Raw genomic sequence first — 14,719 nt, forward strand, 5'->3', positions numbered from 1 at the left:
CGAACACAGCAGTTAAGCCCTAGAACGCCGGAAGTAGTTGGGGGTTGCCCCCTGTGAGATATGGAAGTCGCTTAGCTCGAGGGAGTTTAGCTCAGCTGGGAGAGCATCTGCCTTACAAGCAGAGGGTCAGCGGTTCGATCCCGTTAACTCCCATATAGGTCCCGTAGTGTAGCGGTTATCACGTCGCCCTGTCACGGCGAAGATCGCGGGTTCGATTCCCGTCGGGACCGTTTAAGGTAACGGAAGTTATTTTAGACTCGTTAGCTCAGTTGGTAGAGCAATTGACTTTTAATCAATGGGTCACTGGTTCGAGCCCAGTACGGGTCATATTTGCGGGTTTGGCGGAATTGGCAGACGCACCAGATTTAGGATCTGGCGCTTAACGGCGTGGGGGTTCAAGTCCCTTAACCCGCATAATAGAAAGCAGCCGGCTTAGCTCAGTTGGTAGAGCATCTGATTTGTAATCAGAGGGTCGCGTGTTCAAGTCATGTAGCCGGCATTTTTTTATATAAGAGGTCGATGCGAACGTAGTTCAGTGGTAGAACACCACCTTGCCAAGGTGGGGGTCGCGGGTTCGAATCCCGTCGTTCGCTTAGAGAGGCCGGGGTGGCGGAACTGGCAGACGCACAGGACTTAAAATCCTGCGATTGGTAACGATCGTACCGGTTCGATTCCGGTCCTCGGCATATAATGATGAGCACCCTTAGCTCAACTGGATAGAGTACCTGACTACGAATCAGGCGGTTAGAGGTTCGACTCCTCTAGGGTGCATTTTTTTATTTAACGCGGGAAGTAGCTCAGCTTGGTAGAGTACTTGGTTTGGGACCAAGGTGTCGCAGGTTCGAATCCTGTCTTCCCGATTGATGGCGGTGTAGCTCAGCTGGCTAGAGCGTCCGGTTCATACCCGGGAGGTCGGGGGTTCGATCCCCTTCGCCGCTATATTGATCTTGTTGGACCTTTAGCTCAGCTGGTTAGAGCTCTCGGCTCATAACCGAGTGGTCGTAGGTTCAAGTCCTACAAGGTCCATTGTAAATAATGGAGGATTACCCAAGTCCGGCTGAAGGGAACGGTCTTGAAAACCGTCAGGCGTGTAAAAGCGTGCGTGGGTTCGAATCCCACATCCTCCTTTTATATTAACGCGGGATGGAGCAGCTCGGTAGCTCGTCGGGCTCATAACCCGAAGGTCGTAGGTTCAAATCCTGCTCCCGCAATTTGGCTCGGTAGCTCAGTTGGTAGAGCAATGGATTGAAGCTCCATGTGTCGGCGGTTCGATTCCGTCTCGCGCCATATCTTATTTTATTAAGCGGGTGTAGTTTAGTGGTAAAACTACAGCCTTCCAAGCTGTTGTCGCGAGTTCGATTCTCGTCACCCGCTTTGAACGAAAGTTCATACCAAGTTTTTAAACTTGGGCGCGTAGCTCAGGTGGTTAGAGCGCACGCCTGATAAGCGTGAGGTCGGTGGTTCGAGTCCACTCGTGCCCATTAATAGGAGAATTACTCAAGAGGCTGAAGAGGACGGTTTGCTAAATCGTTAGGTCGGGTAACCGGCGCGGGGGTTCGAATCCCCCATTCTCCGTACGTTAAGAGCTGCTAGGCTCTTTTTTTGCTCTTTGTCAACTGTAGTGGGTTGAAGTCAGCTAAGATCTAGAAAGGACAAATTTCGTCCTTTCTTTTTTGATATTTAGGGCGATAAAAATTCGTTTTTTGAAGTTTTCAAAGTTCCGAAAACTAAAGGCGTTGCGCTTGATAAGTTTAATGAGATTATTGGTTGCTTCTAATTTGGCGTTGGAATAAGGTAACTAAAGAGCGTTGACAATTTTTTCTTTGTCCCTGAGGAAGGTTTTAAAGACCGTCTGAAAAAGAGGATGAATCTGCTTTAGTTTCTCCTCTATAAGTCCAAAAATTTCTCAGGCTCCTTGTTCTGAAAGTGAAAAAGTAAGAGCTGATAGAGCTTTATAGTGGTGTCTCAAGTCTTCTGAATAGCTCAAAAGCTTGTCTAGAATCTCTTTGTTGGTTAGATGAATACGAAAAGTAGGGCGATAAAATCGCTTATCGCTCAGTTTACGACTATCCTGCTGTATAAGCTTCCAATAGCGTTTGATGGCCTTGTATTCATGGGATTTTCGATCGAATTGGTTCATGATTTGAACACGGACACGACTCATAGCACGGCTGAGATGTTGGACAATATAAAAACGATCTAGAACTATTTTAGCGTTTGGGAGTGAAACAATCTGGGAGACTGTTTCAGCCTGAGCCTAGAAATTCGAAAGCGAAGCTGTTTAGCCAAGTCCATAGTAGGGACTAGACATATCCATCGTAATGATTTTCACCTGACAACGAACAGCTCGCTCGTAGCGCAGAAAGTAATTTCGGATGATAGTTTGTGTCCTGCCTTCAAGGACAGTGATGATATTGAGCTTTTCAAAATCCTGAGCAATAAAGCTCATCTTTCCCTTAGTGAAGGCATACTCATCCCAAGACATAATCTCGGGAAGACGAGAAAAATCATGTTTAAAACGGAAGTCATTGAGCTTTCGAATGACGGTTGAAGTTGAAATGGCAAGCTGGCGGGCAATGTCGGTCATAGAAGTCTTTTCAATCAACTTTTGAGCAATTTTCGGGTTGATGATACGAGGGATTTGATGATTTTTCTTGACGAGAGAAGTCTCAGAGACCATCATTTTCGAGCACTGATAGCACTTGAAACGGCGTTTTCTAAGGAGAATTCTGGTAGGCATACCAGTTGTTTCGAGGTAAGGAATTTTAGATGATTTTTGAAAGTCATATTTCTTCATTTGATTTCCGCAATCAGGACAAGATGGAGCGTCGTAGTCGAGTTTAGCGATGATTTCCTTGTGGGTATCTTTATTAACAACATCCATAATTTGGATATTAGGGTCTTTGATATCGAGTAGTTTTGTGATAAAATGTAATTGTTCCATATGAATCTTTCTAATGAGTTGTTTAGTCGCTTTTCATTATAGGTCATTGGGACTTTTTTTCTAGGCTACATAATCTCCATAGTGGATTTACCTACTACAAATATTATTGAGCTCTATTATCTAATGCTGTTTCAGTAACTTTCATATTAGAAAAAATCATAAATAGACTAGATTTAGTGGTATACTAAGGTTAGGGACTTTAAGTGGCTGGGGGATAATCGAGATGGAAAATGGAGTAAAATTTCATAGTATTTTTTATAGATTTATACTATTTATCTTTGTAGTATTTCTAACTGTGATTTCAATGATCTTAGATGCAAAAAAAGCGCAAATTCGCTTTTTTAACCTATCCTTGATTATCGGGCAAGGGGAGTTGAAGATTGTTACAGTTGCGGTTTTACTCCTTACTTTTCTTCTGTCTTTCTTGTTTAAATGGAAATGTTCGATTTATAAAAAAGGGATTTATCTAAGAAAAATTGATTTATTTGTAGCTTGGGATGAGATTAGAGGTCTTAGCCATGTCTGGATCAATGAATATCATCGTGGACCTCATGGTTTCCTGTTCTATAATCGTAAGACGCTGGTTATTTATAGAGAAAATTATCAACCGATTTGCCTTTATAATATTTCATTATTGGCCTTATATGTGGCTAAATATTATCATCCAAAATTGAAAACCAATATAGTCTTAGCAACGTTGGCAAGTCTCTTCAATATGGCTTTAAATGCATGCTTCTTGTACGAGATGTTTAGTAAAAATTTGGTGAATATAAAAGCTGAAATCTTTATGTTTTGGCTGCTTTTATATGCTGTTAAAGTTTTTGCGTTGCCATTGATTATGCTTGAATATGAGAATCACTGCTATGGAGCTTCTTTGGTACATAGCACGGCATATAAAAAGAATGCCTCAAAAGCTATCCACCTGTAAATTGTTGATAGGAAGCTAGCTATTTATATATCTGTTACTTTCTACATTCAAACAGCACTATATGCTTGCTAGATGAGATTCTAGACATCATATAGTGCTGTTTGTTAAGTCCAGCTAGTGAGTGAGATTTCACCACTATTGAGCCAGATTTCTGTCTGGTCATCAAGCTGGATAAGGAGTTGTCCTTTGTCGGAGATGTCCTTGGCGACTCCTTTTTTTTCAGTCTGATCTTGGATAAAACTGACCTCTCTTCCTAGAACAAGAGAGTGTTCTTTATAAAGATAGAGTAGTTCTTCGGGTGCTGTTTGGTAGAAACAACGCCAAATTTCTGAGATTAGTTCGTTTCGTGTGATAGGAGCTGGTGGTGTAAAGAGACTTCCAGCTTTTTCTTTTATCTCTTTGGGAAAATCGCTGATGGCAAAGTTGATTCCAACACCGATAATGACATCTGTAACCACCCCTGTCTCAACTGATGTCATCGCTTCGGTGAGGATACCTGCTATTTTTTTATTTTTAAAATAGATGTCGTTTACCCATTTGATATCTACTTCTATCATAGTTAGATTTTTAATGGCTTTGCAGACTGCAGCTGCCACAAGAAGAGTATAGGATGGGAGTTTTTCATAGGGAAGGTTTGGTTGAATATGCAGAGACATATAGATCCCGCCCTGAGATGGAGAATAGTAGGGGCGCTGAAAGCGGCCACGACCTGCTGTTTGACAGGTTGAAAGATAGAGTGTATTTCCTTTGTTTCCAGCTTCAATCCCTTCTTTTGCATCTGTTTGGGTTGATTTGGTCTCAGGTTTGTAGCGAATGGTTAAGTTGGTGTTCTCTTGAATCAAATCAGGCAATATCAGATCGCCTTGAATGAGCTTGTAGCCTCTATTTTTGATACTGTCAATTTCTAGGCCCTCTTGTTGAAGACGTTGGATCGCTTTCCATATAGATGTACGGCTTAAATTCAGTTCTTCTCCGATTTTTTCTCCGCTAACATAATCGTTTTCTCTAGCTAATATTTGGTAGACTAGTTGGTGTGATTTCATTGATTTTCCTTTCTAGCTGAGAGGGAATAAGAGTATTCTTTTCGAGTTTGACTAGGTGTTTTATGAAAAAACTGCTTGTAGGCTTTTGAGAAATGTAGTGGATCTGAAAAACCCACAGAATACGCAATGACTTTTATCGTTTCATTGGTGTGTTCTAGTAACTGTTGCGCACGCTTCATTCGAACGAAAAGTAAATATTCTTTTGGAGAGAGTTGGTGAAATTCTTTAAACACACTAGTTAAGTAACTTCTATGAACCGATAGCTCTTTTGCTAAATCTTGAATGGTGAGTGATTGTGGATAGTGACTATCAATTAATCGTTTGCAGTCAAGATAGAGTTGGTGGGTTGATGAAATATTCTCTTTTTTCTGATTGGGAGCAATAGTTCCTAGATGAAACATTAGTTCATGGAGTTGTCCCATGATGTGGAGTTGAGCCAATTCATTTGATTTTGTAATCTGAGCGAAGCGGACAATATCTGAGATGAGTTTTGCAGTTGTATGGGTATGACAGTTATTTGATTGGATGAGGTAGGATTGGTCAGAAATTTGAGATAGAGCAAAGTAGTCAGGTGCCCTCCCTCCAGTGATCCCCAACCAGTAGTAAGCCCAAGGATCCTGGCTATCTGCTTGATAGAATGTTAATTCATCTGGTTTTAGTAAAAAGAAATCTCCTGCCTTTAAATCAACAATTTTCCCCCTATAATGGAATTGACCTTTTCCTTTAGTAATGTAATGGAGTACATAGGTATCTCGAATAGCTGGGCCAAAGGAGTAGTTAGGCGTGCATTCTTCATAACCGTAAAAGCTAAGAGAAAGATCAATTGTTCCAGTCTGGTATTCTGAAAAAACGAGCATGGGCCACCTCCTACCTAACATTTTACCATATTCTTTAGACATTTTTCTATTTTAGAAAGCGCTTTTATATGTTAAAATTTTTTCAAGAAATAGATGAGGTACAATTTATGGGAATTCGGATAGAGAATAATCTATTTTACGTTGAGAGTAAAGGTTTAAGTTTGATTATTGAAAATAGGGATGGATTCTTATTATTAAAACATTTAGGAAAGACTATTAAGAACTATAGAGGTTCTAATAGTGTTTATGAACGCGATCATGCTTTTTCTGGTAACCCCATAGCTACTAATCGAACCTTTAGTTTGGATACGCAACGTCAGATTTTTGGACAACATGGTTTGGGTGACTTTAGAAAACCAACTTTACAGATTCAACATGATGCAACTGAAGTAACAGACTTTCGATTTGTAGAAGCAAAGATTTTAAAAGGTCAGAATGGTCCACAGGGCTTACCTTCTCCTCACAGCATGGATGCTACAGAGACGCTTGCCTTGATTTTAAAAGATTCTCAAGCTAAACTTAGTCTGACTTTGTATTATACTGCTTTTGATAATGATGCGACAATTGCTAGTTACAGCAAATTGGAGAATAATAGTAATCAGGAAGTTGTCATTCATAAGGACTTTTCTTTTATGGCTGATTTTCCTGCTGCAGCTTACGAAATAGTGACTTTACAGGGAGCTTATGCTCGTGAAAAGACTGTCCGACGTCAACAGGTAGAACAAGGAATCTTTTCGATTAGTTCGAACCGTGGTGCTTCTGGTCATGCTCAAACACCAGCTCTTCTCATATGTGATCAAGGAGTCACTGAGGATGCTGGGAATGTGTTTGCTCTGCAACTACTGTATAGTGGAAACTTCGAAGCTTTTGTTCAAAAGAATCAACTGAATGAAGTTCGGGTGGCTATTGGCATTAATCCAGAAAACTTTTCTTGGAAGTTAGATCCCAAGGAAAACTTTGAAACACCGGTAGCTTTAGTGACTTATTCAGATAAGGGATTAACTGGTATCAGTCATGAAAGTCAGAATTTTGTACTTAAGCACATTATGCCAAGTCAGTTTTCTAAAAAAGAGCGTCCAATTCTAATCAATAACTGGGAAGCAACTTACTTTGACTTTCAGAGAGAAAAACTGTTAGAACTAGCTGATGAAGCTAAGAAACTTGGAATAGAACTTTTTGTATTAGATGATGGGTGGTTTGGTAATCGCTTTGATGATAATCGTGCTTTAGGTGATTGGGGTGTTAATGAGAAAAAACTGGGTGGAAGTCTAGAAAGCCTGATTTCAGCTATCCATGAAAGAGGTTTGCAGTTTGGGCTTTGGTTAGAACCTGAGATGATTTCCGTTGATAGCAACTTGTATCGTAAACATCCTGACTGGGCTATTCAGGTTCCAGGATATGAGCATACCTATTCTCGAAATCAATTAGTACTTAATCTTGCCAATCCTCAGGTAGTAGAATATTTGAAAAGTGTTTTAGATGAACTCCTCTCTCATCATGATATTGACTACATCAAATGGGATATGAATCGTAATATTACTAAGCTAGGGAATGGATCGAATTATCTAGAGACACAGATGCAATCTCATCAGTATATGTTAGGACTTTATGAACTCGTTTCTTACCTGACAGAGAAGCACAGCCATATTCTCTTTGAGTCCTGCTCTGGTGGTGGTGGACGAAATGATCTTGGTATGATGCGTTATTTCCCACAGGTCTGGGCTAGTGATAATACTGATGCTATTGCACGTTTACCAATTCAATACGGTTCATCCTATCTCTATCCAACCATTTCTATGGGGGCTCATGTGTCAGCAGTACCAAATCATCAAATGGGACGAATGACACCATTGGAAACTCGTGGTCATGTGGCAATGATGGGAAATCTGGGCTATGAGCTTGATTTGACAAGTTTATCAGATGAAGAGAAGGCTGAGATAGCTAATCAGGTGAACTTGTATAAAGAATTGCGACCAGTAGTCCAGTTGGGAAATCAGTATAGGTTAATCAATCCCGATGCTGAATCCAATGAAGCAGCTCTACAATTTAACTATGGAAATCAAACGATTGTAACCTACGTCCGAGTCCTATCAGTTGTGGAAACAATGGAAACCATCTTGAAATTGAAAGATTTGGAGGTGGAAGGGCTTTATGAGCTGGAAGGGACAAACATTGTTTATTCGGGTGCAGAGCTCATGTATGCAGGTTTAACTGTTACCCTATCACCAGGAGATTTTTTGAGTAGACAGTATAAATTCAAAAGACTATAATAAAAGCGTATAAATTTATCAAGGAGGCATTCCAATGAAATGGTATAAGAAAGCAGGTTTTCTTTTAGTAGCTGGGGCAAGTTTACTAGGCCTAGTGTCTTGTGGTCAGAACAATCAATCAACTGATGGTAAGGTAACGATTGAGTTTTTTAACCAGAAGACCGAGATGGCAGATACCTTGCAAAGGATAGTGGATGATTTTGAGAAGGAACACCCTAATATTGATGTGAAGCTGACTACAGTACCTTCAGCTGGAATTGTTCTAAAGACTCGGATTTTATCAGGAGATGTTCCAGATATTATTAATATCTATCCTCAAAATATGGATTTTCAGGAGTGGGCGAAGGCAGGCTATTTTGCAGATATGACAGGAAAACCCTATCTTGAGAACATCAAGAATGACTATGCCGAAAAGTATGCGATTAATAATAAAGTTTATAGTGTGCCTTTAACGGCCAACCTTTATGGAATCTATTACAATAAAACGAAGTTTAAAGAATTAGGACTTGAGGAACCGAAGACTTTTAAAGAATTTCAAGAGATTGTTAAAAAGATAAAAGATAGTGGGAATTCTCCGTTTGCGGTTGCAGGCAATGAAGGCTGGACATTAAATGGTTACCACCAACTTTCTCTCATTACTCTTACGGGTAGTGGAGACGCGGCTAATAATTACCTTCGCTTTTCAAAACCAAACGCCATCTCTGCAGATGATGCTATTTTAAAAGCAGATGCAGAACGACTCGATTTATTAGCAGATAATACTCAAGATGGTTGGCGTGGTGCCTCTTATAATGATGCGGTGGTAGCATTTTCGAGTGGAAAAGCCTTGATGATGCCACAAGGATCATGGGCATTAGCCGCAATTAATCAACAGGATCCAAAATTTGAGGTGGGGATGTTTGCTTTTCCTGGAGAAGAAGTAGGAAAAGAAGTCACTGTTGGTGCAGGGGATATGGCATTATCAACTTCAGCTACTACCAAACACCCTAAGGAAAGCGAAGAATTTATCAGCTATATGACTAGTCCAAAAGCTATGCAGTCATACTATGATGTAGATGGATCACCTGTTGCGGTAAAAGGCATACAGGAAAAAGAAGATTCAGCGCTTGCAGCTATTTCTAAACTGGCATTTACGGACAAACATTATGTTTGGTTGGGCCAACGCTGGAACTCTGAAGAAGACTTTTTTAATCTAAGTGCAGGTTACCTGATGGATAAAAATCTGAAAAATATGGCAAACAATCTCAATGCTTTCTTTAATCCAATGAAGGCAGATTTGGACTAGAATAGGAGTTAAGATGATATGGCTATTCGAAAATTTTTAAATAAATACTGGGGTTGGACATTTTTGCTTATCCCGCTTGCTTTACAAGCTATCTTCTTTTACTTTCCAATGGTACAAGGTGCTTTCTATAGTTTGACTAACTGGACTGGATTGACCTATAATTATAAATTTGTTGGTTTGAATAACTACAAATTGCTGATGATTGATGGGAAATTCTTCACAGCCATAGCCTTTACTTTGATTTTAACTCTGGCATTGATTATTGGAGAGATTACGATTGGGATGGTTGTCGCACGAGCCTTAAATTCTAAGATGAAGGGGCAGACCTTCTTTAGAGCTTGGTTCTTTTTCCCGGCTGTTTTGTCTGGATTGACAGTTTCCTTGATTTTTAAACAATTCTTCAACTATGGTCTTCCAACGATTGGGAAAATTTTAGGAATTAGCTTTTTACAAGAGAGTCTATTAGGGACACCTGTAGGAGCGGTAGTGGCAACTATTTTTGTTCTTCTATGGCAAGGAGTAGCTATGCCAATCATTCTCTTTCTTGCTGGTCTTCAGAGTATTCCAACTGATATTTTAGAGGCAGCATCAATTGATGGTGCGACCAGTAAACAAACTTTTTGGAAGATTGAATTGCCCTATTTACTGCCAACGATCTCTATGGTTTTTATCTTGGCTCTTAAGTCTGGTTTGACAGCCTTTGACCAAATTTTTGCCTTGACGAGTGGTGGTCCAAATAATGCTACAACCTCTCTTGGACTGTTAGTCTACAACTATGCTTTCAAGAGTAATCAATATGGATATGCGAATGCAATTGCCTTGATTTTATTCTTAATTATTGGAATTGTTTCCCTTATCCAAATCAAGCTATCAAAGAAATTTGAAATCTAATAGAGGAGTCCTACACATGAAAAAAGAAGAAAAATTGAATCAGTTTTGGAAATACGTCCTCTTGATAGTCGGTGGTATTCTTATACTTGTTCCTTTGTTGGTAACAGTATTTAGTTCTTTCAAGACAACTAAGGATATCATGAATCATTTCTTTAGTTTGCCCAATCCTTTTACCTTAAGTAATTATGAACGATTAATTTCTGATGGAATTGGAGGCTATTTCTGGAATTCGGCAGTTATTACGGTGTTATCATTGATTGTAGTAGCTTTCTTTATACCAGCTGCAGCTTACTCCATTGCTCGAAATATGTCCAAGAAAAAAGCCTTTGCAATTATGTATTCGCTCTTGATCTTAGGGATATTTGTTCCATTTCAGGTGATTATGATTCCCATCACAGTTATGATGAGTAAACTCGGTCTAGCAAATATGTGGGGGCTAGTAATACTCTACCTAACTTATGCTATTCCACAGACTCTCTTCTTGTATGTTGGTTATATAAAAATTAGTGTACCGGATAGTTTGGATGAAGCTGCGGAAATCGATGGGGCTGATCGTTTTACAACTTATCGTCGAATCATTTTTCCAATGTTGAAGCCCATGCATGCGACAACTTTGATTATCAATGCTCTCTGGTTCTGGAATGACTTTATGTTGCCACTCTTGATTCTGAATAAGGATTCCAAGATGTGGACTTTACCTCTCTTCCAATACAACTACCAAGGTCAGTACTTCAATGACTATGGCCCAAGTTTTGCATCTTATATTGTGGGAATTATAACGATAACCATTGTCTACCTCATCTTCCAAAAACATATCATTTCAGGAATGAGTAACGGGGCAGTGAAGTAACAAGATACAAAGCCCGTTAAAAGCTCACAGTGAAAATAGGGAATCTGAATAAGAAGCCTTGGCTTCTTGGAAGATTCATCTTTTTCACACAGAGCTTAGGGCGTGTTCAATTAAGATACAAAGGAACAGTTCAGCTTGTTGACAATTTTATGTAGAAAACAAGAAAATAGCACTTAGTTACTGGCAGTCTATATTAGTACGAGTTCGATGTGAACAAAAATCTAAAAATATCTTTCATTTACGAAGCCAGGTCATATAAGACTTGGCTTTCATCGGAAAAAGGAGAACATCTATGACCATTCAAAATAAAACTATGTTGATTACTTACTCAGATAGTCTTGGAAATAACCTTAAAGACTTGTATGAGAATTTGGAAGAACATTTTGGCGATGCTATTGGGGGAGTTCACCTTCTACCATTTTTCCCATCAACAGGTGATCGTGGATTTGCACCGGTTGACTATGACGAAGTGGATCCAGCGTTTGGTGACTGGGAGGATGTTAAGCGTTTAGGTGAGAAATATTATCTTATGTTTGACTTTATGATTAATCATATTTCTCGTCAATCGAAATATTATAAGGACTATCAAGAAAAACATGAAGCTAGTGAATTCAAAGATCTCTTTTTAAACTGGGACAAGTTTTGGCCGGAAAATCGTCCGACACAAGCTGATGTGGATTTAATTTACAAGCGTAAGGATCGTGCACCAAAGCAAGAGATTGTTTTTGCAGATGGTTCAGTAGAACATTTGTGGAATACTTTTGGTGAGGAGCAGATTGATCTTGATGTGACCAAAGAAGTAACGATGGCATTTATCCGTAAGACGATTCAACATCTAGCAAGTAATGGGTGTGATTTGATTCGTCTAGATGCCTTTGCTTATGCAGTGAAGAAATTGGATACCAATGATTTCTTTGTGGAACCAGATATTTGGAATTTATTGGACAAAGTCCGAGACATCGCTGCTGAGTATGGGACAGAGCTCTTACCTGAGATTCATGAACACTATTCGATTCAGTTTAAAATAGCGGATCATGATTACTATGTTTACGATTTTGCCCTTCCAATGGTGACCCTTTATACTCTTTATAGTTCCAGAACAGAGCGTTTGGCTAAGTGGTTAAAGATGAGCCCGATGAAGCAATTTACGACACTAGATACCCATGATGGGATTGGAGTGGTGGATGTCAAGGATATCCTGACCGATGAGGAAATTGACTATGCTTCAAATGAGCTCTATAAGGTTGGAGCGAATGTCAAACGTAAGTACTCTAGTGCAGAGTATAACAATCTAGATATCTACCAAATCAATTCAACCTACTATTCTGCGCTTGGAGATGATGATGTCAAGTACTTCCTCGCTCGTTTGATTCAAGCTTTTGCTCCAGGCATTCCTCAGGTTTACTATGTGGGTCTATTAGCAGGAAAAAATGACTTGAAATTATTAGAAGAAACCAAAGAAGGTCGAAATATTAATCGTCATTACTATAGCAATGAGGAAATAGCAGAAGAAGTTCAACGTCCTGTGGTGAAGTCTCTTCTCAATCTATTTTCTTTCCGTAATCAATCAGAGGCCTTTGACCTAGAAGGGACTATTGACGTTGAAACACCAACAGCTTACAGAATTGTAATCAAACGCCAAAATAAAGACAAGTCCGTAACAGCAGTAGCAGAAATTGATTTACAAAGTCAGACCTATCAAGTATTAGAAAACGGCAGAAAAATTCAGTTCTAGTGCTATATTAATGAAACAGTTTTTTTGTGGCGAAAACGTGTTCATTGTTCCCAAATGACGGAAAAAATGGTAGAATATAAAGATAGTTTAGCATTTATCTTCTGGAGAAATCCAGAACAGAAAGGATCCGTTTTGAAATCAATTGGATTACTGGATAAGATAAGAGGGCTTTCGAAAAAAGATTTCTTTTTGTATTTGATGATCATAAGTATCTTTTTACCTTTTTATTTGTTCTTAGCGCTCTTTGCTTTATATTTGATAGGTTTACTTGTTACTGGGGAGATGAAGGGAATTATCAAAGGATTGGCCAAACATCCTGTACTTCTCTTTTTTATTGCCTACAGTAGTATCATCTCTATCGTTGCCAAGAACTGGCTTGGATTGGTTGCATCTTTACTGATGTTTCTCTTCCTTATTTTCTTTAGTTTTTACCAGAAACGTCTGACACATGCTTTCTTTCGACTGATACTGCAGACAATCTTGTTTGGTAGTGTGCTCTCTGCTGTTTTTGCTACTTTGGAGCATTTCCAAATTGTAAAGAAATTTAACTATGCCTTTCTTTCGCCCAATATGCAGGTATGGCATCAGAATCGGGCAGAAGTGACCTTTTTTAATCCTAATTACTATGGAATTATTTGTTGTTTCTGTATCATGATTGCCTTCTATCTCTTTACAACGACCAAGTTGAATTGGTTGAAGGTATTCTGTGTGATTGCAGGCTTTGTTAATCTCTTTGGATTGAACTTTACGCAAAATCGAACTGCCTTTCCTGCTATTATCGCTGGAGCCATCATTTATCTCTTTACAACCATTAAAAACTGGAAGGCCTTTTGGCTTAGTATCGGGGTCTTTGCGATTGGCTTGAGTTTCCTTTTTTCTAGTGATTTGGGAGTTCGGATGGGGACTTTAGATTCCTCTATGGAAGAACGCATTTCTATCTGGGATGCTGGGATGGCCTTGTTTAAGCAAAATCCTTTTTGGGGGGAGGGGCCATTGACCTATATGCACTCTTATCCTCGGATAAATGCTCCTTATCATGAACATGCTCACAGCCTTTATATTGATACGATTCTGAGTTACGGAATTGTGGGAACCATTTTATTAGCTTTGTCTTCTGTTGCTCCTGTTCGTTTGATGATGGATATGAGTCAGGAGTCGGGGAAACGTCCAATTATCGGTCTTTATCTATCTTTCCTTACAGTGGTTGCTGTGCATGGAATCTTTGACTTGGCCCTTTTCTGGATTCAGTCAGGCTTCATTTTCTTGTTAGTTATGTGCAGTATTCCATTGGAGCGTCGAACTTTGGTATCAGACATGACGGATTAAGTTTATAAGATTGAAATCTTCTACCTTGAGTAGGAGATTTTTTACTGAGAAAAATTAGTTCTAAATCGAAATAGTTGACAGTTAGAATAATAAGTATTATAATGTTTTCATTCGTATCGATATGGAAATAAATTGGAGGTTTCATGAAATATTGTCATTTGGTAGCCCATCATATTCGTTTGTTGAATGGGCGGATTTTTCAAAAGTTACTGAGACAAGACCCTGACTCTCTTTATCGGAGTGAGCAGGGAAAGATTTTAGCGGTTTTATGGAATAGTAAGACGGGCTGTGCAACTGCGACAGATATTGCGCTTGCGACTGGGCTTGCTAATAATACGCTGACGACTATGATAAAAAAGCTAGAGGAACAAAATCTTATAACTGTCAGTCCGTGTGGAGAAGATAAGCGTAAGAAGTATTTAGTTTTAACAGAGTTGGGCAAGTCCCAGAAAGAAGTTGGGCAACGTGTCAGTCAGAGATTGGATACTATCTGTTACAAAGGATTTTCAGAAGAGGAAATTAGGCAGTTTGAAGCCTTTCAAGAAAGAATTTTGGCTAATCTGAAAGAGAAGGAAAATGAGGTTTAGAGT

Annotated in this window: 11 protein-coding genes, 17 tRNA genes and 1 pseudogene; 25 read left to right on the plus strand and 4 right to left on the minus strand. The window is 39.3% G+C overall.

Going from position 1 to position 14,719, the window contains the following annotated elements:
• Window positions 1-80 precede the first annotated feature (80 nt).
• The 17 genes from I2H52_RS00005 to I2H52_RS00085 all read left to right on the plus strand — a co-directional run bounded on the left by I2H52_RS00005 (window position 81) and on the right by I2H52_RS00085 (window position 1,575).
• Window positions 81-153 (plus strand) — tRNA-Val (locus tag I2H52_RS00005).
• 4 nt (window positions 154-157) lie between these two features.
• Window positions 158-230: transfer RNA gene (locus I2H52_RS00010), tRNA-Asp, on the plus strand.
• Window positions 231-254: 24 nt separating this feature from the next.
• Window positions 255-327: transfer RNA gene (locus tag I2H52_RS00015), tRNA-Lys, on the plus strand.
• A gap of 5 nt (window positions 328-332) precedes the next feature.
• Window positions 333-414: transfer RNA gene (locus I2H52_RS00020), tRNA-Leu, on the plus strand.
• A gap of 12 nt (window positions 415-426) precedes the next feature.
• A tRNA-Thr gene (locus I2H52_RS00025) sits at window positions 427-499 on the plus strand.
• 22 nt (window positions 500-521) lie between these two features.
• Window positions 522-593 (plus strand) — tRNA-Gly (locus I2H52_RS00030).
• Between the two features lie 7 nt (window positions 594-600).
• Window positions 601-686 (plus strand) — tRNA-Leu (locus I2H52_RS00035).
• 11 nt (window positions 687-697) lie between these two features.
• A tRNA-Arg gene (locus I2H52_RS00040) sits at window positions 698-771 on the plus strand.
• A 15-nt stretch (window positions 772-786) separates the two neighbouring features.
• Window positions 787-860, plus strand: a tRNA-Pro gene (locus tag I2H52_RS00045).
• 5 nt (window positions 861-865) lie between these two features.
• Window positions 866-939, plus strand: a tRNA-Met gene (locus I2H52_RS00050).
• A gap of 13 nt (window positions 940-952) precedes the next feature.
• Window positions 953-1,026: transfer RNA gene (locus tag I2H52_RS00055), tRNA-Ile, on the plus strand.
• A gap of 11 nt (window positions 1,027-1,037) precedes the next feature.
• Window positions 1,038-1,127, plus strand: a tRNA-Ser gene (locus I2H52_RS00060).
• 10 nt (window positions 1,128-1,137) lie between these two features.
• Window positions 1,138-1,211, plus strand: a tRNA-Met gene (locus tag I2H52_RS00065).
• Window positions 1,212-1,214: 3 nt separating this feature from the next.
• A tRNA-Phe gene (locus I2H52_RS00070) sits at window positions 1,215-1,287 on the plus strand.
• 16 nt (window positions 1,288-1,303) lie between these two features.
• A tRNA-Gly gene (locus I2H52_RS00075) sits at window positions 1,304-1,374 on the plus strand.
• A 33-nt stretch (window positions 1,375-1,407) separates the two neighbouring features.
• Window positions 1,408-1,481 (plus strand) — tRNA-Ile (locus I2H52_RS00080).
• 6 nt (window positions 1,482-1,487) lie between these two features.
• Window positions 1,488-1,575: transfer RNA gene (locus I2H52_RS00085), tRNA-Ser, on the plus strand.
• A gap of 61 nt (window positions 1,576-1,636) precedes the next feature.
• On the opposite strand, the gene I2H52_RS09840 is transcribed toward I2H52_RS00085, so the two are convergent.
• Window positions 1,637-1,756: a hypothetical protein gene (locus tag I2H52_RS09840; RefSeq protein ID WP_418896152.1), complete on the minus strand. Its 120-nt coding sequence runs from the start codon at window positions 1,754-1,756 to the stop codon at window positions 1,637-1,639.
• A 150-nt stretch (window positions 1,757-1,906) separates the two neighbouring features.
• Window positions 1,907-2,944, minus strand: a pseudogene (locus I2H52_RS00090) (transposase).
• Between the two features lie 223 nt (window positions 2,945-3,167).
• Here I2H52_RS00090 and I2H52_RS00095 point away from each other — a divergent pair.
• On the plus strand, window positions 3,168-3,872 hold the full coding sequence (locus I2H52_RS00095; protein WP_033584252.1) for a hypothetical protein: 705 nt from the start codon (window positions 3,168-3,170) through the stop codon (window positions 3,870-3,872).
• A 104-nt stretch (window positions 3,873-3,976) separates the two neighbouring features.
• On the opposite strand, the gene birA is transcribed toward I2H52_RS00095, so the two are convergent.
• Together birA and I2H52_RS00105 are read right to left on the minus strand one after the other, a co-directional pair.
• A complete protein-coding gene (gene birA / locus I2H52_RS00100; RefSeq protein WP_195593578.1) occupies window positions 3,977-4,915 on the minus strand; it encodes a bifunctional biotin--[acetyl-CoA-carboxylase] ligase/biotin operon repressor BirA in 939 nt (312 codons plus the stop codon).
• Window positions 4,912-5,772: an AraC family transcriptional regulator gene (locus tag I2H52_RS00105; RefSeq protein WP_195593580.1), complete on the minus strand. Its 861-nt coding sequence runs from the start codon at window positions 5,770-5,772 to the stop codon at window positions 4,912-4,914. Before I2H52_RS00105 ends, birA begins: the two co-directional genes overlap by 4 nt.
• Before the next feature lie 107 nt (window positions 5,773-5,879).
• Between I2H52_RS00105 and I2H52_RS00110 the strand changes: the two genes are divergently transcribed.
• The 7 genes from I2H52_RS00110 (at window position 5,880) to I2H52_RS00140 (ending at window position 14,716) form a co-directional block, all read left to right on the plus strand.
• Entirely contained in the window at window positions 5,880-8,042 is a 2,163-nt protein-coding gene (locus tag I2H52_RS00110) for an alpha-galactosidase (RefSeq protein ID WP_195593582.1), read from the plus strand.
• Window positions 8,043-8,076: 34 nt separating this feature from the next.
• Entirely contained in the window at window positions 8,077-9,327 is a 1,251-nt protein-coding gene (locus I2H52_RS00115; protein WP_195593590.1) for an extracellular solute-binding protein, read from the plus strand.
• Between the two features lie 18 nt (window positions 9,328-9,345).
• Window positions 9,346-10,218, plus strand: a complete 873-nt coding sequence (locus tag I2H52_RS00120) for a carbohydrate ABC transporter permease (RefSeq protein WP_001007687.1) — start codon at window positions 9,346-9,348, stop codon at window positions 10,216-10,218.
• Between the two features lie 16 nt (window positions 10,219-10,234).
• The gene (locus I2H52_RS00125) at window positions 10,235-11,068 is read left to right on the plus strand and encodes a carbohydrate ABC transporter permease (protein WP_007521032.1); all 834 of its coding nucleotides are present in this window, start codon (window positions 10,235-10,237) and stop codon (window positions 11,066-11,068) included.
• A 292-nt stretch (window positions 11,069-11,360) separates the two neighbouring features.
• Complete coding sequence (gene gtfA / locus I2H52_RS00130) at window positions 11,361-12,803, plus strand: sucrose phosphorylase (protein WP_000155207.1); 1,443 nt, start codon at window positions 11,361-11,363, stop codon at window positions 12,801-12,803.
• Window positions 12,804-12,935: 132 nt separating this feature from the next.
• Window positions 12,936-14,129 carry an O-antigen ligase family protein gene (locus I2H52_RS00135; protein ID WP_049484703.1) on the plus strand — a complete coding sequence of 398 codons (1,194 nt, stop codon included), beginning with the start codon at window positions 12,936-12,938 and terminating at the stop codon, window positions 14,127-14,129.
• A 143-nt stretch (window positions 14,130-14,272) separates the two neighbouring features.
• Entirely contained in the window at window positions 14,273-14,716 is a 444-nt protein-coding gene (locus I2H52_RS00140; protein ID WP_000872568.1) for a MarR family winged helix-turn-helix transcriptional regulator, read from the plus strand.
• Window positions 14,717-14,719: the final 3 nt, after the last annotated feature.

The sequence above is a fragment of the Streptococcus oralis genome, assembly GCF_015561235.1.
GTDB lineage: Bacteria > Bacillota > Bacilli > Lactobacillales > Streptococcaceae > Streptococcus > Streptococcus oralis_BK.

Coding starts and splice junctions, on each gene's coding strand:
- I2H52_RS00095 (WP_033584252.1), top strand. CDS start 3,168: ATGGAAAATGGAGTAAAATTTCATAGTATTTTTTATAGATTTATACTA.
- birA (WP_195593578.1), bottom strand. CDS start 4,915: ATGAAATCACACCAACTAGTCTACCAAATATTAGCTAGAGAAAACGAT.
- I2H52_RS00105 (WP_195593580.1), bottom strand. CDS start 5,772: ATGCTCGTTTTTTCAGAATACCAGACTGGAACAATTGATCTTTCTCTT.
- I2H52_RS00110 (WP_195593582.1), top strand. CDS start 5,880: ATGGGAATTCGGATAGAGAATAATCTATTTTACGTTGAGAGTAAAGGT.
- I2H52_RS00115 (WP_195593590.1), top strand. CDS start 8,077: ATGAAATGGTATAAGAAAGCAGGTTTTCTTTTAGTAGCTGGGGCAAGT.
- I2H52_RS00120 (WP_001007687.1), top strand. CDS start 9,346: ATGGCTATTCGAAAATTTTTAAATAAATACTGGGGTTGGACATTTTTG.
- I2H52_RS00125 (WP_007521032.1), top strand. CDS start 10,235: ATGAAAAAAGAAGAAAAATTGAATCAGTTTTGGAAATACGTCCTCTTG.
- gtfA (WP_000155207.1), top strand. CDS start 11,361: ATGACCATTCAAAATAAAACTATGTTGATTACTTACTCAGATAGTCTT.
- I2H52_RS00140 (WP_000872568.1), top strand. CDS start 14,273: ATGAAATATTGTCATTTGGTAGCCCATCATATTCGTTTGTTGAATGGG.